The organism is Streptomyces sp. NPDC001137, from assembly GCF_040298885.1.
Lineage (GTDB): Bacteria > Actinomycetota > Actinomycetes > Streptomycetales > Streptomycetaceae > Streptomyces.
Genome location: NZ_JBEPBA010000012.1, coordinates 70,061 through 93,240 on the forward strand (window position 1 = coordinate 70,061; position 23,180 = coordinate 93,240).

The 23,180-nt window shown below is 70.9% G+C and carries 19 protein-coding genes, 1 tRNA gene and 2 pseudogenes; 6 read left to right on the forward strand and 16 right to left on the reverse strand.

The features are described from left to right. Positions 1–227 precede the first annotated feature (227 nt). The 4 genes and pseudogenes from ABT254_RS24300 to ABT254_RS24315 form a co-directional block, all read right to left on the reverse strand. Positions 228–1,073 carry an EamA family transporter gene (locus ABT254_RS24300; protein WP_351473738.1) on the reverse strand — a complete coding sequence of 282 codons (846 nt, stop codon included), beginning with the start codon at positions 1,071–1,073 and terminating at the stop codon, positions 228–230. Then, positions 1,070–1,579 carry a YbaK/EbsC family protein gene (locus tag ABT254_RS24305; protein WP_351473741.1) on the reverse strand — a complete coding sequence of 170 codons (510 nt, stop codon included), beginning with the start codon at positions 1,577–1,579 and terminating at the stop codon, positions 1,070–1,072. The genes ABT254_RS24300 and ABT254_RS24305 overlap by 4 nt, the downstream gene beginning before the upstream one ends. A gap of 59 nt (positions 1,580–1,638) precedes the next feature. Continuing rightward, positions 1,639–1,827, reverse strand: a complete 189-nt coding sequence (locus ABT254_RS24310) for a DUF397 domain-containing protein (RefSeq protein WP_351473744.1) — start codon at positions 1,825–1,827, stop codon at positions 1,639–1,641. Beyond that, positions 1,824–2,497: pseudogene (locus ABT254_RS24315) on the reverse strand (Scr1 family TA system antitoxin-like transcriptional regulator). The gene ABT254_RS24310 and the pseudogene ABT254_RS24315 overlap by 4 nt, the downstream one beginning before the upstream one ends. A gap of 137 nt (positions 2,498–2,634) precedes the next feature. Here ABT254_RS24315 and ABT254_RS24320 point away from each other — a divergent pair. Both ABT254_RS24320 and ABT254_RS24325 read left to right on the forward strand, forming a co-directional pair. After that, positions 2,635–3,064, forward strand: a pseudogene (locus ABT254_RS24320) (ATP-binding protein). An 18-nt stretch (positions 3,065–3,082) separates the two neighbouring features. Beyond that, positions 3,083–5,065 carry a hypothetical protein gene (locus ABT254_RS24325; protein ID WP_351473747.1) on the forward strand — a complete coding sequence of 661 codons (1,983 nt, stop codon included), beginning with the start codon at positions 3,083–3,085 and terminating at the stop codon, positions 5,063–5,065. Positions 5,066–5,073: 8 nt separating this feature from the next. Here the strand turns inward: ABT254_RS24325 and ABT254_RS24330 are convergent, their stop codons facing one another. The 4 genes from ABT254_RS24330 to ABT254_RS24345 all read right to left on the reverse strand — a co-directional run bounded on the left by ABT254_RS24330 (position 5,074) and on the right by ABT254_RS24345 (position 10,929). Beyond that, positions 5,074–7,269, reverse strand: coding sequence for a bifunctional glycosyltransferase/CDP-glycerol:glycerophosphate glycerophosphotransferase (locus ABT254_RS24330; protein ID WP_351473749.1), 2,196 nt, complete (start codon positions 7,267–7,269; stop codon positions 5,074–5,076). Between the two features lie 52 nt (positions 7,270–7,321). Then, positions 7,322–7,876, reverse strand: a complete 555-nt coding sequence (locus ABT254_RS24335; RefSeq protein ID WP_351473751.1) for a cysteine hydrolase family protein — start codon at positions 7,874–7,876, stop codon at positions 7,322–7,324. A 111-nt stretch (positions 7,877–7,987) separates the two neighbouring features. Further along, positions 7,988–10,204, reverse strand: coding sequence for an MMPL family transporter (locus ABT254_RS24340; protein ID WP_351473754.1), 2,217 nt, complete (start codon positions 10,202–10,204; stop codon positions 7,988–7,990). Positions 10,205–10,332: 128 nt separating this feature from the next. Next, positions 10,333–10,929: a TetR/AcrR family transcriptional regulator gene (locus ABT254_RS24345; RefSeq protein ID WP_351473757.1), complete on the reverse strand. Its 597-nt coding sequence runs from the start codon at positions 10,927–10,929 to the stop codon at positions 10,333–10,335. 176 nt (positions 10,930–11,105) lie between these two features. On the opposite strand from ABT254_RS24345, the gene ABT254_RS24350 reads away from it, so the two are divergent. Continuing rightward, complete coding sequence (locus ABT254_RS24350) at positions 11,106–14,399, forward strand: S41 family peptidase (protein WP_351473760.1); 3,294 nt, start codon at positions 11,106–11,108, stop codon at positions 14,397–14,399. 54 nt (positions 14,400–14,453) lie between these two features. On the opposite strand, the gene ABT254_RS24355 is transcribed toward ABT254_RS24350, so the two are convergent. The 4 genes from ABT254_RS24355 to ABT254_RS24370 form a co-directional block, all read right to left on the reverse strand. Further along, positions 14,454–14,657, reverse strand: coding sequence for a hypothetical protein (locus ABT254_RS24355; protein WP_099929434.1), 204 nt, complete (start codon positions 14,655–14,657; stop codon positions 14,454–14,456). A gap of 87 nt (positions 14,658–14,744) precedes the next feature. Next, positions 14,745–15,629, reverse strand: a complete 885-nt coding sequence (locus tag ABT254_RS24360) for an SDR family oxidoreductase (protein WP_351473763.1) — start codon at positions 15,627–15,629, stop codon at positions 14,745–14,747. Then, positions 15,626–16,543 carry an alpha/beta fold hydrolase gene (locus tag ABT254_RS24365; protein WP_351473766.1) on the reverse strand — a complete coding sequence of 306 codons (918 nt, stop codon included), beginning with the start codon at positions 16,541–16,543 and terminating at the stop codon, positions 15,626–15,628. The genes ABT254_RS24360 and ABT254_RS24365 overlap by 4 nt, the downstream gene beginning before the upstream one ends. Beyond that, a complete protein-coding gene (locus ABT254_RS24370) occupies positions 16,540–18,039 on the reverse strand; it encodes a flavin-containing monooxygenase (RefSeq protein ID WP_351473769.1) in 1,500 nt (499 codons plus the stop codon). The genes ABT254_RS24365 and ABT254_RS24370 overlap by 4 nt, the downstream gene beginning before the upstream one ends. A 127-nt stretch (positions 18,040–18,166) precedes the next feature. Between ABT254_RS24370 and ABT254_RS24375 the strand changes: the two genes are divergently transcribed. Next, positions 18,167–18,808 carry a MerR family transcriptional regulator gene (locus ABT254_RS24375; RefSeq protein ID WP_351473771.1) on the forward strand — a complete coding sequence of 214 codons (642 nt, stop codon included), beginning with the start codon at positions 18,167–18,169 and terminating at the stop codon, positions 18,806–18,808. Between the two features lie 77 nt (positions 18,809–18,885). After that, entirely contained in the window at positions 18,886–19,521 is a 636-nt protein-coding gene (locus tag ABT254_RS24380) for a DUF6518 family protein (RefSeq protein WP_351473774.1), read from the forward strand. Positions 19,522–19,534: 13 nt separating this feature from the next. On the opposite strand, the gene ABT254_RS24385 is transcribed toward ABT254_RS24380, so the two are convergent. Then, positions 19,535–20,359: an exodeoxyribonuclease III gene (locus ABT254_RS24385; RefSeq protein ID WP_351473778.1), complete on the reverse strand. Its 825-nt coding sequence runs from the start codon at positions 20,357–20,359 to the stop codon at positions 19,535–19,537. 47 nt (positions 20,360–20,406) lie between these two features. Between ABT254_RS24385 and ABT254_RS24390 the strand changes: the two genes are divergently transcribed. After that, positions 20,407–20,883, forward strand: a complete 477-nt coding sequence (locus tag ABT254_RS24390; protein WP_351473781.1) for a GNAT family N-acetyltransferase — start codon at positions 20,407–20,409, stop codon at positions 20,881–20,883. A 117-nt stretch (positions 20,884–21,000) separates the two neighbouring features. Here the strand turns inward: ABT254_RS24390 and ABT254_RS24395 are convergent. The 3 genes from ABT254_RS24395 to ABT254_RS24405 form a co-directional block, all read right to left on the reverse strand. Continuing rightward, positions 21,001–21,074: transfer RNA gene (locus ABT254_RS24395), tRNA-Ala, on the reverse strand. Positions 21,075–21,164: 90 nt separating this feature from the next. Next, the gene (gene sepX, locus ABT254_RS24400) at positions 21,165–22,364 is read right to left on the reverse strand and encodes a divisome protein SepX/GlpR (RefSeq protein WP_351473784.1); all 1,200 of its coding nucleotides are present in this window, start codon (positions 22,362–22,364) and stop codon (positions 21,165–21,167) included. A 209-nt stretch (positions 22,365–22,573) separates the two neighbouring features. Then, positions 22,574–23,176, reverse strand: coding sequence for a GNAT family N-acetyltransferase (locus ABT254_RS24405; protein WP_351473787.1), 603 nt, complete (start codon positions 23,174–23,176; stop codon positions 22,574–22,576). Between the last annotated feature and the right edge of the window lie 4 nt (positions 23,177–23,180).

A 23,180-nucleotide genomic window follows, 5' to 3' on the forward strand; every position in this document is an offset into this window, starting at 1 on the left:
GACCACGGCGGCGGAGCACCCCAAAGGGGCGCGGGGCTGCATCGATATGCGGCTCCGCCGCGCGGGCGCGACAAGCCACAGCGGCGCCGCAGACGACCACGGCGGCGGAGCACCCCAAAGGGGCGCGGGGCTGCATCGGCATGCGGCTCCGCCGCGCGGGCGCGACAAGCCACAGCGGCGCCGCAGACGACCATGGCGCCGCACGCGATACGGCCAAGCCCGGGCGCTCAGCCCGCCCGCAGCATCAGACCGATCCCCGCCACCAACAACACCGCCGCCGCGATCCGCGGCGCCCCGAACCGTTCCTTGAAGAAGACGGCTCCGATGGCCGCCCCCACGATGATCGACGACTCGCGCAGGGCGGCGATCGGGGCCAGTTCGGCCCTGGTCTGGGCCCACAGGACCAGGCCGTACGCGGCGACGGACATGGCGCCGCCCAGCAGGCCCACGCCCGCGAACGGGCGGAGAACGGCGAGGAATTCACCCCGCCAGCGGGTCAGCGCGTACACCGGGATCGCGAACCCCTCCACCGCCATCAGCCAGGCGATGTACCCGAGCGACGAGCCGGAAGCCCGCACTCCCAGCCCGTCGACGACCGTGTACGCGGCGATGGTCAGCCCGGTGGCGAGGGCCGCGCCGATGGCCGCCCAGTTGGGCCGGCTGCCGCGCAGTCCCCACAGGGCGACGCCGGTCAGGCCCGCGCAGGACAGCGCGATCCCGGCGGCCGCCCAGCCGTTCGGCACCTCGTGCGCGAAGAGGGCGGCGAGCACCGTGACGACCAGGGGCGCGGTGCCGCGGGCGATCGGGTAGGCCTGCCCGAAGTCGCCGAGCCGGAAGGACCGCATGAGCAGCACGTAGTACGCGAGGTGGATGACCGCGGAGGCGGCGAGGTACGGCCACGCCCCCGCCGCCGGGAGGGGGACGAACGGCACCATCGCAAGCCCGATCAGCATCCCGCCGCCCGCGATCAGCGTGAACCCGACCAGCTTGTCCGTGATGCGGTGGGCGATCGCGTTCCAGCCGGCGTGGGTGACTGCGGCGCACAGGACGGCCGTGGCGACCAGCGGCGTCACGAGTTGCGCTCGCGCACGTCCACGAGCGTGGCTCCGGCGCGGGTGACGAGCTCCTTGGGCTCCATGGGGAACACGGCGTGCGGATTCCCGGCGGCGGCCCACACGACGTCGTGCTCCAGCAGCGAACGGTCGGCCAGCACCCGGGTCTTCGTACGGTGCCCGAAGGGCGGCACACCCCCGATCGCGTACCCGGTGGTCTCCCTTACGACGTCCGCCTTGGCCCGCGTCACCTGCTCGGCGCCGAGTTCCTCCCGCACCCGCTCGACGTCCACCCGCGAGGCCCCGTCCATCAGCACCAGCACCGGGACCCCGTCCGCCGCGAAGATCAGCGACTTGCAGATCTCGCTCAGTTCGCACCCGATCGCGGCGGCCGCCTCGGCGGCGGTGCGGGTCGCGTCCGGGAAGCGGCGGACACGGCTGTGCAGGTCGTCGAGCCCCAGTTCGGCGAGGGCGGCGGCGAAACGGGGGCTGGCTCCGGAGCTGTCGGTGGCATCGGCGGTCGTCATGCACGGCACGCTAGCGCTGCGTGTACGTGGCACGCGACCGAGTTGTCCCCTGCGTGGGGTCAGTGTGCGGAGACGTGACCGAGGAAGTTCTCCCACGTGGTGGGCGTCACCGTGAGGTGGGCGGTGTCGGGGGTCTTGGAGTCGCGGATGTGGATGGTGGCGGGGGTGGTGGCCACCTCGACGCAGTCGCCGGGCTCGCTGCTGTCGCTGTAGCTGCTCTTGAACCAGCGGAGTTCTGCGCCGCTCATAATCTCCCCAGCACTTGCTCGACGAAGGCTTGCGACTCCCTTGGCGTGAGAGCCTGCGCCCGGATCATCCCATAGCGCAGTTCGAGGATCTGAAGATCACGCGGACTTGAAACCGGACGTCCGTTGAACGCGCCATCGGTTCCAGCGTCACCTGTTCCTGGACAAAGCCGAGCGTCGGCGCAGGGTCCCGGTCGAAGATCGCCTTACGGGACATGCGGGCAGCAGTCTCCCGTTCGACGATGTCGGGCGACAGCGCGGGCTGATGGGTCTCGAACAGCGCCTTCGCGTACTCCGGCGTCTGCAACAGGCCGTGGATGTTGTGGTTGCGGTAAAGGAGCACCTCGATTGCCCGCTCCTCCAAGTCCGCCAGCTCCCGAACCTTCTTGGGATGCCGGGCCTTCCGCATGTCCTCCATGAACGCCTTGAGATGACCGCCCGTGCGCAGCACGTCATCGGCCCTGTCCAGGAACTCCGGCCTGGGAATCCGCTGCCCGCGCTCCGTCTTCCGGATCATGTCCTCGCCGTAGCGCATGACCTCGGCGAAGTCGGCCACCCGCATCCCGGCTGCCTCCCGGCACAGCCTGAGCAGCCGCCCCACGGCCTCCACCAATGGTGCGATCTCGTCCCCCGGCTGAACGTCCCAACCCGCCTCATCCGCAGCCTCGTTCATGCCCCACCTCCACCGCGCTCCCGTACCCGATCAACCCCTGAGACAGCCAAGACAGCACGAGACAAAGCCGAGGCTGTCACGCTACGCACAGGCCACATCACTCACTCAGGGAAGCAGAACCGGCCACGCTGAGTGACATGAGTCAAGAAGCCGCCGAGCTCCGCCCCCACCTCGACAACCCCGTCCGCAACTTCAGCGTCCGCCTGCCCCCCCCACCCCTCGGCGCCCGCCTCGCCCGCCTCCTCGCGGAGGAGCAACTACGCACCTGGGGCCTCCCGTTCGAGAGCGCGACGCACATCGTCGCCGAGCTGGCGGCCAACGCCGCGACACACGGCCGCGTACCGGGGAGGGACTTCCGCCTGACCCTCTACGTCGTCGGGGAAGACCCTCCGTATCGAGGCGGCGGACACCCGTCCCGACCGGCTCCCCCGCCCCGCACCGGCGGACCCCGCGTCCGAGTCGGGCCGCGGCCTGCTCCTGGTGGACGCGCTTGCGGACCGGTGGGGCGTCGCTCCGGGGCCATATCCACGCAAAACAGTCTGGGCGGAGCTGCGCGTGCCGCTCTGATAAAAGTGTCGGATGGCGGTGAGCACGATAAACCCGAGAAAACTGCTGGGCAGGATGCCGGTGACGGCCGTTGCGAGGATCGCGGGGTTCCCGGCCGCGCTGCTCGGGCTGTTCTTGGCCGCGGTGGTGCCCAGCGGCTGGGCGTTCGCCGTGTTCGCGGCCGCGGACTACCTCGCCGAGCCCAAGGCACTGCGCCGGATCGCGGGCTCCATGCAGCCGCTCGGTCAGGTGTGCCTGAGCCTCACGGCGGGGTCGCTGCTGCGGGGCGCGGCGGCGCTCGTGCTGCTGGCACGGCTGGGGGACGCCGAGTCGGGCGCCTTCGTCCTGACCGCCCTCGGCTTCCTGGCGCTGCATGCGCTGCGCGGCGGTTGTGCGGGACTGCTGCTGTTCGCCTGGTGGTGCCGGCGGCTGCCGGTGGTGACCCGGAACGTGGATCTGTCCGCGCTGCGGATCCCCGACGCGCCGCCGCGGCTGCTGATGGACCTCCATCGGGGGCCGCTCGCGCTGGTGGACCTTCCGCTGGTCGTCGGTGTGGCCGTCGCTGCGGAGGCCGGGGCGAAGTGGGCGGCGATCGGCGCCGGGGTCGCGGTGCTCGCCGCCCTGGTCGCGGCCGGGTGGCTGGCCCTGCACGCCTGGCGGGGCCGGCACCTGGCCGCGAAGGGCAAGGTGCTTCAGGCGGTGAACGAGCAGGTGGAGGCGTACCGTCCCGAGGTCGTCGTGTACTTCTCCGGCGCCCTGGAATCGGCATACCAGCTCAACGGCTGGCTGCCGGTCCTCGACCGGCTGCGCCGGCGGGTGGTCGTCGTGCTGCGCGAGCGCGAGATACTCACCCGGCTCGATCCGACGTCCCGGCCCGTGGTGTGCCTGCCGCTCGGCAAGGACCTGACCGCTTTCCGGCTGCCCGAGGCGCACGTGGCGCTGTTCGTGGCCAACGCCGCCAACAACACCCACCTGCTGCGGCTGCCGCAGTTCCGCAGCGTCTACCTCGGTCACGGCGACAGCGACAAGCCCACCAGCTCCAATCCGTTCACCAAGGTGTACGACGAGGTGTGGGTGGCGGGGCCCGCCGGACGCGAGCGTTACGCGCGCTCGGGGTCCGGCGTGGCCGACGCGGACGTCGTCGAGGTCGGCCGCCCGTCGCTGGGGCGGCTGAACGCCACCGGCAGCCCCTCCTCCTCGCCGATGCCGACCGTGCTCTACGCGCCCACCTGGGAGGGCTTCCACGGCGACCCGGGTGCGGCGACGTCACTGACCGGTATGGGACCGCGGCTCGTGAAGACCCTGCTGGAGCACGAGCCGCCGGTCCGCCTGCTGTACCGTCCGCACCCGCTGACCGGCACCCTGGACCCCCGGGCGCGCGCGGCGCACGCCGAGATCCTGGCGCTGATCGACGAGGCGAACACCGCCCGGGACGCCCGCGAGGAGTTCCGGCGGCAGGACACACGGGAACAGGCCGCGCAGGCGGCCAGGCTCCCGGAGCTCGCCCACCGCCTCGACGAGCTGCGCCGGCCCGCACGCGGGGACGAGGCGCAGGCCGCGCGGGACGCCGGGGTGTCCGAAGAGCCGCCGTCGGCCGCCTGGGAGGCGGCACTGGCGGAGTGGAACGAGGCGTACTGGGCGGCCGAGGGCTGGTGGCGCCACCGCGTCACGGGCGGCTCGCGACCGGGCCTGTACGACTGCTTCGACCACGCCGACCTGCTCATCGCCGACGTGTCCGGCGTCGTCACCGACTACCTGGCCAGCGACAAGCCGTACGCCGTCACCAACCCCGCAGACCTCGCCCCCGACACCTTCCGCACCCGCTACCCGGCCGCCCGAGCCGCCCACCTCATCCCCCCGGACCTGACCGGCCTCACCGCCCTCCTCGCTGGCACCGACCCCCTGGCTGACGAGCGGAAACGCCTGCGCACCCACCTGCTGGGCCCGGTCACACCCGACCCCCTGGCCCCCTTCGAACGGGCCCTGGACGATCTCTTGGCCCGAGCCAAACGCGCCCTGTAGACGAAAGATCAGGGCTTCTCGCCGAGAAACACCCGCCGAACCACCCGCTCAGCCGCCCGCCCGTCATCAAACGCGCAGAACCGCCGCCGAAACGCGGCCCGAGCCTCGTCCGCCGCGCCGGAGGCGACCGCACCGGAGCGGAACACCTCGATCAGCTCCTCCTCGCTCTCCGCGACAGCGCCCGGCGGCTCGGCCAGCAGGTCGAACGTCACGCCCCGGGCGGCCCGGTACGTCTCCCAGTCCGGGGCGTAGATGACGATCGGACGGTCGAGGCAGGCGTAGTCGAACATGATCGACGAGTAGTCGGTCACCAGCACATCGGCCGCCAGGCACAGGTCCTCGACGACCGGGTACGACGAGACGTCGACGACCCGCGCGGCGCCCTCGGCCCGCCGCTCGGCCTCCGTCTGCGCGCCTTCGGCGTCGTAGTAGTGGGAGCGCAGCATCAGCACATGATCCGGTCCGAGGGCGGCCGCCAGGCGGGACGGATCCGGCAGCGGACCGTCGCCCCCGTACTCCCGGAACGTCGGGGCGTACAGCACGGCCCTCTGGCCGGGCTCGATGCCCAGGCGGGCCCGGATGGCGGCGATCTCCTCCGGGCCGGTGCGGAAGTAGCGGTCGTTGCGCGGGTAGCCGGTCTCCAGCAGCTCGTAGCTGCCGGGGTAGACGCGCGGCCACACCTCGGAGGAGTGCGGGTTGGCCGACAGCAGGAAGTCCCAGCGGGCGGAGTGCTCGCGCAGCCGCGCGAAGTTCATCCCCTGCGCACCGACCGGATAGCGCTGCTGGTCCAGGCCCATGGCCTTCAGCGGGGTCCCGTGCAGTGTCTGGACATGCACCGAGCCGCGCCGCTTGGACACCGTGTGCGGGAAGTTGACGTTGTTGACCAGGTATTTCGCCCGCGCCAGTACGCGCAGGGAGCGCAGCGAGCCCTCCACGGCATGGTCCACTCCGGGGGGCAGCGAGGCGACCGCGTCCTTGCGTACGATCCACACCCCGTGGATGTCCGGGGCGAGTTCGCGGGCCGCCTCGTAGACGGCGCGGGGGTTGCACGAGTAGCTGCGGTACCAGTACGCCGCGTAGACGGCGAGCCTGTCGTCGACGGGGAGGCGCTTGTACGCCTCGTAGTAGAGGACGGCGGGCAGGGCGCGGGCCCGCCGCGTCGCCGTCCGTGCCGCGCCGACCGCTCCGCGCACGCCCCGACGGGCGTTCAGGCGCAGCCGGTTGACCGGGCGCATCGCGGCGAACAGCCGGTAGTCGCCCCGCTCGACCAGGCGGAACTTCACGCCTCGCGCGCCGGGCGGGTAGGTGTGGTCCGCGGGCCGGAAGCGGGCGAAGTGCTCGGCCATCCGGCGGAAGAACTCCCGCTGCCGGGCCGCCGGGACCCGGCCGGGTTCGTCGATGATGGTCGTGTAGTGCCAGATCGCCCGGTCGAACAGCTGGGCCCGGAACTCCTCGGCCGCCGCGCCCCGCTCGTCCAGGAAGGCGAAGACCTTCTCGTACTGGCCGAACACATCGAAGTGGCGGTCGCTGACGGTGGTGGTGATCGCGCCGGTACGCCGCTCGCGGTACTGGTAGCAGACCCGGTCGAGGAGCGATATTCGCTCGGCGGCCACCAGGATCGGGTAGGTGACCGGCAGGTCCTCGTACAGCCCCTGCCCGAAGCGCACACCCAGACCGGTCAAGAAGTCACGGCGGATCGCCTTGTTCCACGCGGTCATCATCAGCTCGAGCACACTGGGCCGGCTCCGCAGGTCGAACGCCTCGGACGGCAGCGGCTCACGCAGCAGGTGAGAGCGGGGAGCGGGCTCGACCCCGCCCTCGGGGAGCAGTCGGGCGTAGTCGAAGAAGAGCACGTCAGGTCGGGTCGCGGTCAGTCTGTCGGCTATCGCGGCCAGCGATTCCTCGGCTATGAGGTCGTCGCTGTCGACGAACCAGACATACTCCCCGCGGGCATGTTCCAGCCCGGCGTTACGGGCCTCGCCGAGCCCGCCGTTGCGTTCCAGATGCACGACCCGGATCCGCGGATCCCTGCTCGCGTACTCGTCGAGGATGGCCCCGCACCCGTCGGGCGAGGCATCGTCCACGGCGATCACCTCGAAGGAGGTGAACGACTGGCCGAGCATCGAATCCAGACAAGGACGCAGATAGTCCTCCACCGCGTACACCGGGAGAACAAGGCTGATCAGCAACTGAGACGGGTTCACGCCCCACAGAGTAACGTCGCCTTCTCGGGCCCCGCCCTTTCCCCAGCGGTCGTCAGCTCCCGAACTCCACCTGCTTCGCCTCCTTCACCGCCGCCGTCCGCCCCGGTGCCGAGTGGTACTGCCAGTACAGGTTCGTGTGGGCGATGACCTGGTCCGGCGGCGGGGCGCCCCACTTGCTGTTGTCGTTCGTGGTGTGCGCGTCGGCGACCAGCGTCACGTCGTAGCCCCGTACGAACGCGCCGTGGATCGTGGAGCGTATGCAGGCGTCCGTCTCCGCACCCGCCACGACGAGGTGGCCGACGCCGGCCGCGGCGAGGACCTGCTCCAGGTCCGTGCCCTCGAAGGAGTCGCCGTAGTTCTTGTGCACCAGGGCTTCGGCGCCTTGGCGCGCCAGCTCGGGGACGTACTCCCACCCCTCGCTGCCCTTCTCCAGATGAGGGTCGGAGTGCTGCACCCAGACGACCGGCACGTCCGCGGCGCGAGCCTTGTCGACGAGGGCGGCGATGTTGGCGACGACGGCGTCCCGCTCGTGCGCGGACGCCACGACGTCCCGCTGGACGTCGATCACCAGCAGGGCGGTGTGGGGGCGTTCCTGAAGAGTGGTCATGCCGGCCACGTTAGACGGCGCCACTGACAATCGCCCGGCGCCTGCGGCGCCCGGCGACCGGACCGCCCGCCGCACGCAGGCGGACCAGGCCGCACGCCGCCGGCCGGAGGCTCAGGTCCGTACCAGCTCCCGGTCCTCGTCCGGGTCGCTGTCCTTCGCGTCGCCGTCGCCGAGGGTCTTCAGGCCCTCGCCCTCGACGTCCACGTTCGGCACCGCGCGGTCCAGCCACTTCGGCAGCCACCAGGCCTTCTTGCCGAGGAGGCCGAGGACCGCCGGGACGATCGCCATCCGCACCACGAACGCGTCGAAGAAGACGGCGATCGCGAGGCCGAAACCGATCATCTTGATCATGGACTCGCTGGAGGTGATGAAGCCTCCGAAGACCGCGATCATGATGGCCGCTGCGGCCGCCACGACCCGCGCGCTGTGCCGGAAGCCGGTCACCACGGCCTGGCCCGGCGTCTCGCCGTGGACGTACGCCTCGCGCATGCGGGTCACGAGGAACACCTCGTAGTCCATGGCGAGACCGAAGACCACGCCCACCATGAAGATCGGCATCATCGACATGATCGGGCCGGTCTGCTCGACGCCCAGCAGGCCGCCGAGCCAGCCCCACTGGAAGACCGCGACCACGGCACCGAGCGCGGCGAGCACGCTCAGCAGGAAGCCGAGTGCCGCCTTCAGCGGGACCAGGATGGAGCGGAAGACCGCGATCAGGAGCAGGAACGCGAGGCCGACCACCAGGGCCAGGTACGGGATCAGGGCGTCATTGAGCTTCTGCGAGAAGTCGATGTTCATCGCGGTGGTGCCGGTGACCAGCACCTTCGCGCCTGTGTCGGCCTTGATCTCGCCGCCCTGGTCACGGATGGCGTGCACCAGGTCCTCGGTCTGCACCGAGGAGGGCTTGGAGCCGGGGATGACGGTGATCGTGGCGGTGTCGCCGGCCTTGTTGAACACCGCCGGGGTCACCGTGGCGACATCCCCCAGGCCCTTGATCCCGTCGGTCACTCTGTCGGCAGCCGCCTTCGGGGCGTCGCTGTCCTTGGCATCGACCACGATCATCAACGGGCCGTTGAAGCCGGGGCCGAAGCCCTCCGAGAGGAGGTCGTAGGCGCGCCGCTGCGTCGTGGAGGTCGGCTGTGAACCGTCGTCGGGCAGGCCCAGCTCCAGCTGCGTGGCCGGGACGGCGATCGTGCCGAGGCCGACCACGCCGAGCAGCAGCACGGCGGCCGGGCGGCGGATGACGAAGCTGGCCCAGCGGGCGCCCAGACCGGGCTTGTCGGGGGTGCGGGCCGCGCTCCCCCGCCGCTTCTCGCCCGCCGCCCTGACCTTCCCGCCCGCATATCCGAGCAGGGCCGGGACCATGGTCAGCGCGATCAGGACGGCCACGACGACCGTGCCCGCCGCCGCGAGGCCCATCTTGGTCAGCATCGGGACGTTGACGACCGAGAGACCCGCCAGTGCGATCACGACCGTGAGGCCCGCGAAGACCACCGCCGAGCCCGCGGTCCCGGCGGCCCGTCCGACGGCCTCCTCGCGCTCGCGGCCCTCGGCCAGTTCGCCGCGGTAGCGGGAGACGATGAACAGCGCGTAGTCGATGCCGACCGCGAGACCGATCATCAGGGCGAGGGTGGAGGTGGTGTCGCCCAGGTCGAGCGTCTTGGCCAGGACGGTGATGGTGGAGACGCCGATCCCGACGCCGATGATCGCCGTCAGGAGTGGCAGTCCGGCCGCCACCAGTGAGCCCAGGGTGATGACGAGGACGACCGCGGCGATGGCGAGGCCCACGACCTCACCGGCTGCTCCCGGCTCGGCCCCGGCCTGCAGGGCGTCACCGCCGATCTCGACGGTCAGCCCGGCGTGGCGCGCGTCCTGCGCGGCCTCCTTCAGGGCGTCCCGGGAGGCGTCCTTGAGCTCCATGCCGGAGACCTTGTACTTCACGGACGCGTAGGCGACCGTGCCGTTCTTGCTGACGGCGTGCGCCTGGTAGGGGTCGGCGACGGAGACCACCTCGGAGCCGTCGGCCAGCTCCTTCACCGTCTTCTCGACGGTCGCCTTGTTGGCGGGGTCGGTCATCTTCTCGCCCGCGGGCGCCTTGAAGACGACGCGTCCGGTCGCGCCGTCGGCACTCATGCCGGGGAAGCGCTGTTCCAGCAGGTCGAAGGCCTTCTGCGCCTCGGTGCCGGGTATCGAGAAGGAGGTGGAGCCCGCGGCGGGGGCGTTGGCGGCGCCGACTCCCGCGAGGGTCAGCAGCGCCACCCAGAACAGGGCGACGAAGTGCCGTCGCCTGAAGGCGAACCGGCCGAGTTTGTAGAGGAACGTGGCCACGGAGGCGTACTCCCGGTCAGGTCGTGGGGTCAATCAGGGCAGGGGTGATCGCCCGGCGCGGAGGCAGGGGTGATCGTCCCGACGACTTGAGCGGTGACGTCAGGCAGTGGGGAGGGGGTGGGGAGGTGTCAGGCGCGGAGGGCGGGGAGGACCACCGCGTCGATGTACGAGAGGAGGAAGGCCTGGTTCGGCGGCCGCTCGTCGATCAGCGTTCGGGCGGTGAACCCGCCGATCATCATGTGGATCATGTAGTCGACCGCAGGGTTGTCCGCGCGGACCTCGCCCCGGTCGATCGCCCGCTGCACGACACGGCGGAACTCCGCCATCTCCGGCTCGATCAGATGTTCCTTGAACGCCTTCAGGAGATCCGGATTGCTGTGGATCGCCATGGCCAGACCCCGCATCAACGCGGAGTTCTGCTCCATCTCGCAGTCGTCCGACCGCATCGTGAGGGCATGCAGATCGCCCCGGAGGGACCCGGTGTCGATCTCGCCGAGGGCCAGAGCGCCCGGCTTGGTGTGCCGCACCGCCTTCGCGACCAGCTCGGCCTTGCCGCCCCACTGGCGGTAGAGCGTCGCCTTGCTGGACTTGGTGCGGGCCGCCACGGCGTCCATGGTGACCGCGTCGTAGCCCACCTCCCGGAGCAGGTCGAGCACGGCCTCGTACAACTCGGCCTCACGCTCGGGCGTGATCCGACTGCGACGCGCCGTTGCGACCTCAGTCATGCCACTCACCTTCCCGCTCGGGATGCGCCACCTCGGCGCCTGCTTCGTACGTTCACGAAGATACCCTGAACGCCTGCGAAACGAAACCGTTTCGTACGTGCGGTGGCTCACGTAGGTGAAGGACCCGTAAGTTCCCACGAGTTGCCCGGGCCCATCCGGCGGAAAAGCATGGGGAGGTGAGCTATCTGCGCCTGCCCCATCTCAGTGGTGACCTGTTGTGCTTCGTGGCCGAGGACGACCTCTGGCTCTCCCCCCTGGACGGCCCGGGCCGCGCCTGGCGCCTCACCGTCGACCGCACGAAGCTGGGCCACCCCCGCTTCTCGCCGGACGGGAGCACCATCGCGTACACGAGCTGGCGCAGTCTGGTCCCCGAGATCCACACCGTCCCGGTGGACGGGGGCCCGGGCCGGCAGCTCACCTACTGGGGCTCCGCGGACACCCAGGTCTGCGGATGGACACCCTTCCAAGGGGAGAGCGGGGGCACGATTCTCGCCGTCGCCTCCCACGGTGAGCCCTTCTCGTACTTCACCTGGGCCTACAAGGTCTCCCCCGACGGCGACCCCGGTCGCAAGCTGCCCTGGGGCCCGGTCTCCGACATCCAGGTCGCCGACATCGAAGGGGAGCGCAAGACCCTTCTCCTGACCGGGACCCCGCCCCACGAGCCCGCCGCCTGGAAGCGCTACCGCGGCGGCGCCATGGGCCGCCTCTGGCTGCACGGCGAACGCCTCCTTGCCGATCTGGAGGGGCATCTGCACTCCCCGATGTTCGTCGGCGGCCGGATCGCCTTCCTCTCCGACCACGAAGGCATCGGCAACCTCTACTCCTGCGCCTACGACGGCTCCGACCTGCGCCGCCACACCGACCACGACGCCTTCTACGCCCGGCACGCGTCGAGCGACGGCACCCGCGTGGTGTACCAGTGCGCCGGCGACCTGTGGATCGTCGACGACCTGGCCGCCGGCTCCGGGCCGCGCCGCCTGGACGTACGGCTGAGCGGTCCGCGCGCGGGCCGGCGCACCTACCAGGTCCCGGCCGCCCAGCACATCGACGGCATCTCGGTCGACGAGACGGGCCGCGCGAGCGCGGTCGTCGTACGCGGCAGCCTGTACTGGCTCACCCACCGGGACGGCCCGGCCCGCACGATCACCGACACCCCGGGCGTACGGGTCCGCCTCCCGGAGATGCTCGGTTCGACCGGCAGGGTCGCCTATGTGACGGACGCGGAGGGCGAGGACGCGGTCGAGATCGCCCACCTGCCGCGCGCGACCGGCGACCGCGAGCCGCGCCGACTGGCCTCCGGCGCACTGGGCCGCGTACAGGAACTCGTCTCCGACCCGCAGGGCGAGCGCCTCGCCCTCGCCTCGCACGACGGGCGGCTGCTGCTTCTCGATGTGACGGAGGATTCCGGGGACACCTCCCGGACGGAGTCCGGGGGAGGCGAGGTGACCGAGCTGATCCACTCGGTCAACGGCCCGGTGCGTGACCTCGCCTTCTCCCCGGACGGCGCCTGGCTGACCTGGTCCCACCCGGGGATCGGCCGGTCCCTCCGGCAGATCAAGATGGCGCGAATCTCCCCGAAGGGAGAAGGGGCCCGCCTGATCGTCGACGTGACCAACGGCCGCTTCGAGGACGAGAACCCGGTGTTCACGAGGGACGGCCGCTATCTCGCCTTCCTGTCCTGGCGCGGCTTCGACCCGGTGTACGACGTCCACACCGGGGACCTGTCCTTCCCGCTCGGCTGCCGCCCCTACCTGGTCCCGCTGTCCTCCGCTACCCCCTCCCCCTTCGCCCTGACACCGGAGGGCCGGCCGGCCGCCGGGGGCCTGGACCCGGTGGAGGACGAGGAGGAGGGCGGCGACGGCGCGGTCACCGTCGAGATCGAGGGACTGGAGAACCGGGTCACCCCCTTCCCGGTCACCGCCTCCAAGTACTCGGCGCTGTACCCCGTGGCGGGCGGCGGTCTGGTCTGGCTGCGCTGGCCGATCTCGGGGGCGCTCGGCGAGACCTTCGCCAACCCGGACGACACCACCGGCCGCCCGACCCTCGAACACTTCAACATCAGCAAGGCGAAGAAGTCCGAACTCCTGGAGCACCTGGACTGGTTCGCGCTCAGCGGCGACGGCACCCGTCTGGTCGTGGTCGACGAGGGCGACCTGCGGGCCGTCCCCTCCTCCGAGTCCGGCGACGGCGACACGACGGTCTGGATCGACCTGCGCCGCATCCTGCACCAGGTCGACCCGGCCGCCGAGTGGCGCCAGTCGTACGAGGAGGCCGGGCGTCTCATCCGCGCGTACTTCTGGGACCCGGGGATGTGCGGCATCGACTGGGACGCGGTGCTCGACCAGTACCGTCCGCTGGTCGAACGGGTCGCGTCCCCCGACGAGTTCGCGGACCTCCTGCGCGAGGTGCTCGGCGAACTGGGCACCTCCCACGCCTACGTCACCGCCGCCCGCCGCAACGAGGGCCCGCCCCACTACCAGCGCCTCCAGGGCCTGCTCGGCGCCAACCTCGTCCGCAGGCAGGAGGGTTGGGTGGTCAAGCGGATCCTGCCGGGCGAGTCGTCCGACTCCAAGGCCCGCTCACCGCTGGCGGGCACGGGCATCAGGGAGGGCGCCGTACTGACCCATGTCGACGGCCGCCCGGTGGACCCGCTGACCGGGCCGTACCCGCTGCTGGCGGGCGCGGGCGGCACGACCGTCGAGCTCACCTTTACCGCGGCGGAGGGCCAGGCGGGCCGCTCGCGCCGGGTCGCGGTCGTCCCCCTGATCGACGAACGCCCCCTGCGCTACCAGGACTGGGTGGCCAAACGCCGCGCCGTCGTACGGGAGTTGAGCGGCGGCCGCTGCGGCTATCTGCACATCCCGGACATGGGCGGCTCGGGCTGGGCCCAGTTCAACAGGGACCTGCGGATGGAGGTGTCGCGGCCCGCCCTGATCGTCGACGTGCGCGGCAACGCGGGCGGTCACATCAGCGAACTGGTCGTCGAGAAACTGTCCCGCACGATCCTGGGCTGGGACCTCACCCGGGACGCCCAGCCGGTCTCCTACGCCTCCAACGCGCCCCGCGGCCCGGTGGTGGCCCTGGCCGACGAGGCGACCTCCTCCGACGGCGACATGATCACGGCCGCCATCAAGCTCCTCGAGCTGGGCCCCGTCATCGGCCAGCGCACCTGGGGCGGAGTGGTCGGCATGACCGGCCGCCACCGCCTCGGCGACGGCACGATCATCACCGTCCCGATGAACGCGGCCTGGTTCGACGCCTACGGCTGGAGTGTGGAGAACAAGGGCGTCACCCCGGACCTGGAGATCCTCCGCACCCCCCTGGACTGGGCGGAGGGCCGCCACGCCCAACTGGACGACGCGGTCCAACTGGCGGTGCAGCTACTGGAATCCAACCCTCCGGCGACACCGCCGGATTACAGCAATGTCCCGGACCGTTCACGGCCGAAGCTGCCGCCCAGGACGAAGTGAGAAAGGGTGCCCCTCGTCAGGGGCACCCTTTCCATTCAGTGCAGGACGTCGACGTCAGACGTCGTAGTCCTGGTCGAAGCGGTCCTGCTCCTCGCGCTGCAACCGCTCCGTCTCCTCGTCACGCATGCGCTCGCCCGGCTTGCCGCGCTGCGGCTGCTGGCCGCGCTGCTGACCGTGCTCGCGGGCCTGCTGGGCCTTCTGCTTGGCCTGCTCCTGCCACTGCTGCGACTGGTCCTGGAACTTGTCCTTCATACCCATGTGGGTTCACTCCCGTAGTGGGTGGGGGGAAGGCCCTTGACCGGGCCTCGACCAGATTCACACGGCCCACCACGGAACGCATTTCGATCAACTACGGTGCGTAGCGCGGGCTTCCTCGTCGGCCGCCCCACCTGCACCGACGAGCCCCGACCGCATGCCCTCCAACCGTGACCCGAACCGCCGCATCTCCCGCTGCCCCACCGTCCCGATGAGGCCCGGCAGATACCCCCGCACGCCCTGCATCCCGCGCAGCCACCACTGCCCGTAGACATGGCTCGAACGCCGCTCGATCCCGGCGACGATCCGGTCGACGGCAGGACCCAGCGGATACGTCTTGTTGGACGGCCACGGCAGCCGCTGCCGCAGCTCCCGCATCACCTCGTCCTGGTCGGCGCCCCGCACCATGTCGGTGTCGGTCCACGACAGATACCCGACCCCGACCCGGACGCCCTTGTAGCCGACCTCGGCCCGCAGACTGTGGGCGTACGCCTCCACACCGGACTTGGAGGCGCAGTACGCGGTCATCATCGGCGCCGGAGTGATCGCCGCGAGGGACGCGATCTGCAGCAGATAGCCGCGGCTCTCCATCAGAACCGGCAGGAAGGCACGGGCAGTCACCGCGGACCCGATGAGGTTCACCTCGATCACCCGCCGCCAGGCCTCGGGGTCGGAGTCGACGAAGGGACCGCCGGTGGCGACACCGGCGTTCGCCACGACGATGTCGACCTTCCCGAACCGCTCCTTGACCTCCCGCGCCACCCGCGCCATCGCCTCATGGTCCGTCACATCGGCGTACCAGTGGTCGCTGTCGCTGTGCAGCCGCTCGGAGACCTGCTTGAGGGCGTCCGGCTCAAGTCCGACCAGCGCCACCTTGGCGCCCCGGGCCGACAACTTCCGGGCGAGCAGCTCGCCGACACCGCGCGCGGCGCCCGTGACGACGGCGACCTGTCCTTCGAGGCTGACCTTGCTCATGCGCCCTCCTTGATCGTTGCGTACGTCGTCACAAGCTCCCGGATATGGCCGCTGACCAGCTCCGGCGCCTCCACCGGGGTCATATGGCCGAGCCCCGGCAGCTCGGTGCTGCCCACGCAGTTCGGCAGCGCGGCCACCAGCGCCCGCGCCTGCACGGGCGGGGTGAGCCGGTCCGCCGTCCCGACGACGACGGCGGTCGGCACGTTCAACTCCCGTACGCCGTGGTCGAGATCGAGCAGGGTGAGCACCTGCGACCAGGCGTGACGCACCTTGCGCGGGCACGCGTGCACGATCCGTGCGCACGCCTCCACCATGTGCGGTGCCGAAGCGGGGCCCATCGTCCCGTACTTGAGGATCCGGCGCGCGAGAGGCGTGACCGGTCCGAGCGGTGCCCGCGCACCGAGGATGTGCCTGGTGAGCCAGGTCCGCAGCCGCCCGGGCCCGATGGGTACGACGGTCGACTCGGCGACCAGCCGCGAGGAGCCGGTGCTGCACAGCAGTACGGCCGCCGCATGCTCGCGGAAGCTCTTCCTCGTGGCCGCCGCCATCACCGTCATACCGCCCATGGAGTGCCCGGCGATCACGGCCTTCTCACCCGGCGCGAGGGTCGCCTCCAGTACGGCTTCGAGGTCGTCGGCGAGGGCGTCCGGACTGCACGCCGGGCTCGCCGGACTGCGTCCGTGGCCGCGCTGGTCGTAGGCGATGACGCGGTGGTCGGCGGCGAGGTCCCGTATCTGCGCGGCCCAGAAGGCGGTGGAGCAGGTCCAGCCGTGGGCGAGGACGACGGCGGGCGCGTTCTCGGGCCCGTGCACCTCCACGTGCAGCCGGGCGCCGTCGGCGGAGACGGCGACGAGTTCGCGGACGGGGGTGGGCGGGGCGTACGGCCCCGACTTGACGTGCATCAGCCGGCTCACGCGTCCACCTCCGTCTTCTGCCGGGCGGGAGCCCGGAGCAGTTCGAACTCGGCGAGGTCCACCTGGCGCGTGGCCCGCCGGAACTCGGTCGTCGTCCCCGGCCAGATGGTGGTGTTGCGGCCGCTCGGGTCGAGGTACCAGCTGGTGCAGCCGCCGGTGTTCCACACCGTGCGCCTCATGCGTTCCTGCACGCGCCGGTTCCAGGCGGCGACGGCGCCCGGCCGGGCGTCGAGGGCGGCACGGCCGCCGAGAACGTCCAACTGCCGCAGGAAATCGGCCATGTAGTTGAGCTGCGACTCGATCATCAGGATCATCGACGAGTTCCCGAGGCCGGTGTTGGGCCCGATGATCGTCATCCAGTTGGGGAATCCGGCGGCACAGGCGCCCCGCAGTGACTCCATCCCGCCCTTCCAGGTCTCGGCGAGGGTCTTGCCCTCCGCCCCGACCACCCGCTCGGCGATCGGCATGTCGGTGACATGGAACCCCGTACCGAAGATGATCGCGTCGACCTCGGCCTCGCTGCCGTCGGCGGCGACGACGGTGGAGCCGCGGATCTCGCTCAGCCCACTCGCCACGACGTCGACATTGGGCCGGGTGAGCGCCGGATAGTAGGTGCTGCTCAGCAGGATCCGCTTGCAGCCGATGCGGTAGTCGGGGGTGAGCTTGGCGCGCAGGGCCGGGTCCTTGATGGCCCGCATCATGTTCCGCTTGGCCAACTGTTCCACGAACCCGAGCTCATTGGGATGTTTGGTGAACGCCTGGACCTGCAGCTCGCGGATCCCCCACAGCAGTCCGCGGCGGGCCTGCGTGGTGAAGGGCAGCGTGCGGTGCAGGGCCCGCTCGGCGCCGCTGATGGCGCGGTCGACACGCGGCATGACCCAGGGCGGGGTGCGCTGGAAGAGGGTGAGCCGGCCGACCTCGGGCTGGATGGCGGGCACGATCTGGATCGCGGAGGCGCCCGTACCGACCATCGCGACACGCTTGCCGCGCAGGTCGTAGTCGTGGTCCCAGCGGGCGGAGTGGAAGACCTTGCCGGGGAAGGAGTCGAGGCCCGGGATGTCGGGCACCTTCGGGTCGGACAGCGGCCCGGTCGCGGACACGACCACGTCCGCGGACAGCGACCCGCTCGTGGTCTCGATCTCCCAGCGCAGCTTCTCGCCGTCCCAGGTCATCATTTTCACTTCGGAGTCGAAGCGGATATGGGGCCTGAGATGGAAGACGTCCGTGACGTGCTCCAGGTAGGCACGGATGTGCTCCTGGCCGGAGAAGGTGCGCGGCCAGTCGGGGTTGGGCGCGAAGGAGAAGGAGTAGAGGTGGGAGGGCACGTCGCAGGCGCACCCCGGGTAACTGTTGTCGCGCCAGGTGCCGCCCACGCTGTCGGCCCGTTCCAGGACGACGAAGTCGGTGACGCCCTCGCGCCGCAGCCGCACGGCGGCCCCGAGCCCGCCGAACCCGGACCCGATCACCGCCACCCGCACGTGCTCCCGCTCAGCCATGCCGTGCCCTTCCTCACGCGACTCCGCCAGTGAACACTGGCGCAATGGGACTGTAGAGCAGCTCCGTACCGATGGGTAGGGGTGGGAGGACAGGAATGTTACTGGCGGTACAACATAGGCTGCGCTCGTGACCGAGAAGCGCGAGTACCGCATGGAGGAACTGGCCCGCCTGGCCGGCATCACCGTACGCACCCTGCGCTTCTACCGAGAACGCAAGCTGATACCGCCACCCCGCCGCGAAGGCCGTATCGCCTGGTACGACGACCACCACCTGGCCCGGCTGCACACGATCGCGGCACTGCTGGAACGCGGCCACACCCTCACCGGCATCGCGGAACTGGCGGAGGCCCTCGACCACGGCCGGGACGTAGCCGACCTCCTGGGCGTCGAGCCGACCGAGGAGGAACCGGTCCGCCTCACCCCCGAGGAGCTCGCCGCCCGCTTCGAGGGCCAGGTCACCCCCGAGAACCTCGCCGCCGCCCTCGACCTCGGCTACCTCGGCACCGACGGTGACGAGATCGTCCACATCAGCCGCCGCCTCCTGGACGTCTCCTCCGCCCTGGTCGGCGAGGGCATCCCGCTCGCGGAGGTCCTGGCGGCGGGCAAACAGGTCCGCGAACACGTGGACGACCTGGCGGAGATGTTCGCCGAACTGGTCCTGCGCCACGTCGGCGAGGAGGACCTGCAACGCCTGCGCCCCCTGGCCCGGAGCGTGGTGGAGGCGGAACTTTCACTGGCGCTCGACCGCCGGCTGCGCAAGCGGGGATAAGGCCCCCTCGGGATCTCACTCGGCATACGACCGCCAGCTATACACACCGCGTATAGACGCCATGTATAGTCGTGCCCATGACGCTCAGCACAGCCATCCATCCGATCCTCGGGCCGGACCGGTGGTGGATATCCGCGCCACTGGCAGGAGTCGGCCTCGGCATTCTCACCAACCTCGCCCAGGGCGTGCTGCCGGGCGCCTCGAACCAGATCGCCAACTCCGGCGCGGTGTGGTGCGTCCCGGCATTCGCCGTCGGCGCACTGGTGGCGGGCGGACATCCGGCGCTGCGCAAGCCGGCGGGTGCCGGCCTGTACACGACGATCGGCCTGGTCGTCGGCTACTACGGCTACGCCGAATTCGGCCGCGGCGGCATGGGCAGTCCGTTCTGGCCGCTGGTGTGGCTGGCGATGGCGCTCCTCAGCGGCCCGCTGTTCGGTGCCGCCGGGGCGTGGTGGCGGCGCGGGCACACGGCACTTCGTCGGGTCGCCGGACTGGCCTCACTGGCGGCCGTGTTCGGCATGGAGGCCGTCCTGTACGTGCGGGTGCTCCATTACGCCGAACAGGCCTGGGCCTGCGCGGCACTCCTCGTCCTCACCCCGCTGCTGATGGGACGCGGGCACAGGGAGCGCGCACTGGCACTGCTCGTGGCACTGCCCCTGTCGGTGATCGCCTACGCCGTCGTCGAACTGCCGTTGCAGCACCTGTCGGCGTGAGACCGCCGCGGCCTCACCTCTCGAAGGTCACCGTCACGGGAGCATGGTCCGACCACCGCTCCTCATGCGTGGCCGCCCGCTCCACGACCGCCTTGACGGCCCGCGCGGCCAGCCCGGGGGTCGCGACGGCGAGGTCGATGCGCCAACCCGAATCGTTGTCGAAGGCCCGCCCCCGGTAGGACCACCAGGTGTACGGCCCCTCCACATCGGGATGCAGGGCGCGCACGACATCGACGTAACCGCCGTCCTCGGCGTCGAAGACCCGGCCGAGCCACTCCCGCTCCTCCGGCAGGAACCCGGAGTTCTTCTGGTTCCCGCGCCAGTTCTTGAGGTCGGCCGGCCGGTGGGCGATGTTCCAGTCGCCGCAGACGACGACTTCACGTCCGCCGGCGGCGGCGCGCTCCCGCAGGGCCTTCAGATAGGCGAGGAACTCGCCCATGAAGCGGATCTTCTCGTCCTGGCGCTCGGTGCCGACCTCGCCGGAGGGGAGGTAGAGGGAGGCGACCGTGACACCCGGCAGGTCGACCTCGACATAGCGGCCGCTGGTCTCGAACTCCGCCGCCCCGAAGCCGACCTGGATACGGTCGGGCTCGCGGCGGGTGTACAGGGAGACGCCGGCGCGGCCCTTGGCGGCGGCAGGGGCATGGACGACATGCCAGCCGTCCGGTGTGCGCACATGCTCCGGCAGCTGCTGCGGCTCGGCGCGCACCTCCTGAAGGCAGAGCACATCGGCACTGGTGCCGGCGAGCCACTCCACGAAGCCCTTCTTCGCGGCGGCGCGCAGTCCATTGACGTTGACGGAGGTCACAGTGAGCACGCGGGAACGATACCGGCACACTGGATCGCGACCGGACCCCCTCGATGCATAGGTGTACGATCCCCAACATGATTATTCGTCGCGTCTCCTTCGACCACCCGGACGCCGTCAAGCTGAACGACGAGGTCCAGGCGGAGTACCACGCGCGCTACGGCGACGGCGGGGACGCCACGGCCCTGGACCCGGCGGACTTCGAGCCCCCGAACGGCGTGTACTTCATCGCGTACGACGAGAACGACACCCCCGTGGCCACAGGCGGCTGGCGCGCCCAGGACACCAACGGCGAGGGCAACCTCGACGGCGACGCCGAGGTCAAGCGGATGTACGTGGTGGAGTCGGCGCGCGGCCTCGGACTCGCCCGGCGCGTCCTGGCCGCCCTGGAGGAGGACGCCCGCGCGGCGGGCCGGCTGCGGATGGTCCTGGAGACGGGCACGAAGCAGCCGGAGGCCATCGCCCTGTACACGTCCAGCGGGTACGAGCCGTGCGAGAAGTTCGGCTACTACCGGCATTACGAGAGCAGCCGGTGCTTCGCGAAGGAGCTGTGACAGGCGTGCCTGACAGGACGTCAGGCACAGCGTCAGGCACAACAAAGATCCCGCCCGATCTTCCGATCGGACGGGATCTCATCAACTGCCTCAGGTTTCCCTGACCAGTTGTTGCGGTGGACCTGAGGGGATTTGAACCCCTGGCCCCCTCGATGCGAACGAGGTGCGCTACCGGACTGCGCCACAGGCCCTTGCAACGAGTGAAACTCTAGCACCCCGATCGGCGTGCTTGGAAATCCGTTCCCGCACCGCCGCCGGGGGCAGCCGCACAGGTCGGGGGGCTACTCGTTGGCGGCGCGCGGCCGCTCGCCGTCCTCGTACTGGTCGAACAGCGGCGTGCGCCCCCGCTCCCGGGCCCGCCGTGCGGAAGCCGCCCGGCGGGCGTCACTGCGCCCGTCGTCGTCCGCCTTGTCCTCCGCGGGGGTGGCCGTGGCCGGTTCCACTGCGTCGGCGGCCGGCGTCTCCTGGCCCCGGGCCACGGAGCCCGACCGCGCCGAGCTCCAGGTGTCCGGCGCCCCGAGGTCGACGTCCGCGGTGGCGCGCGGAGCGACCGGCGCGGTCACATACGTCGGCAACGGCACCGGCACCGGGTCCCAGCTGTCCCCGTGTCCGGGCCGCCGCTGCCGCTCGCGCTGCTGGTCCACCCACTCGGCGTGGTCGGTCTGCTCGACGAGGGCGCGCCGGTCGGCGGCGAGCGCGGACAGCCCGGGGTCGGTGCCCTGGGCCGGTCCCTCGTCCGATTCGTCGGTGTCCGCCTCGGTGGCGGCCGTGCGGCGGCGCGGCTGGCGGGCGCGCTCGCGGAGCCGCTCGGCGGCGTCCTCGGCACGGCGCCGGTCCATCTGGTAGGCGAAACGGCGTCTCTCCTGCGAGCGGAGATACGCGATGTACGCGCTGAGCAGCACCGCGGGCACGCCGGGCGCCCAGAGGAACGCGAGCCCCCCGACCGCGGCGACGATCGCGCCGAGCGTGAACGCGATGAAGAGCATCACGGTGGTGCGCCTGCGCCGCGCGAGTGCCTTCATACGGCGGGCGCGCGCCAGGGCCGCTTCCTCCGAGGGGGACCGCCGCGCCGCGGGCACCCGCTTTCGCGCGGGGGCGGGGGCGGGGGCCGGTGCGGGCGCCGGGGCTTCCGCCTGTTCCCGCGCCGGTTGTGCCCGCCCGGGCGCCTGTGCCTGTGCCGGTACCTCCGCGCGCGCCTGGGGGCGGGTCGGAGGCATGGCGAAGGCCCGGACGTCCACCGAGTCGGTGACGACGTCCGGACGACCGGCGCTGGACTCCCCCTCTTCGGTGGAGCGCGCCTGCAGGTCCTTGGCGTACCGGCGCTCCATTCCCGCCCGTCCGGACAGCAGCCGGATGGCGGTGCTGAAGCGTTCCGTCGGACGGGCCTCGTTCAGCTCGTCCTGCCTACGGAGCCACATCGGCACCAAGTAGGCGGCCCAGGCCCCGACAATGACTGCGTAGATGAGGCCGCTGCTGCTCACGCCTCACACGGTAGAGGGGTTTGCGTGAGGCCATCTGCCAATTGAGCCGGTGTGTCGCACGATCTGGCTGATATTTCGAACTTTTTTTGTGACCGATGCGATCAGCACCCCACCGAGGGCGTGAATTTAGCGCCTTGAGGCGGTCACCGCTCGATCAATTTCGAACACATATTCAATTTTCGGGCTTCCCGGCTTCCTGGGCTTCCGCGCTATGCGGGATTCCCCCGAGTACGTGCCCGCTGCCAGCGGCGTAGCAACCCGTCGGGGACCTCTTCCGCCGTGAGGGCGAAGACGAGGTGGTCGCGCCAGGCTCCGTCGATGTGGAGATAACGCGGCCTGAGGCCCTCCTCGCGGAATCCGAGTTTCTCCACGACCCGGCGGCTCGGCCCGTTCTCCGGGCGAATGCAGACCTCGATGCGGTGCAGTCCGACGGTGCGGAAACAGTGGTCCACGACAAGCGCCACGGCGGTCGGCATCACTCCGCGTCCGGCCACCGACTCGTCCACCCAGTAACCGATGTGGCCCGAGCACATGGAGCCCCAGGTGATTCCGGCGACCGTCAACTGCCCGACCAGACGCCCCTGGTACTCGATGACGAACGGCAGCATCCGGCCGGAGTTCGCTTCGGACCGCAGATGCCGGACCATCTGGCGATAGGTCGGCCGGTGCGCTATCGGCCCGCTCGGAGTGGGCGGCGGAATGGTCGCCTCCCAGGGGCGCAGCCAGTCCCGGTTGCGCCGGTTGACCTCGCGCCAGGCCCGCTGGTCGCGCAGCTTTATCGGCCTCAGGACGATGTCGCCGTCCGTCAGCACGACG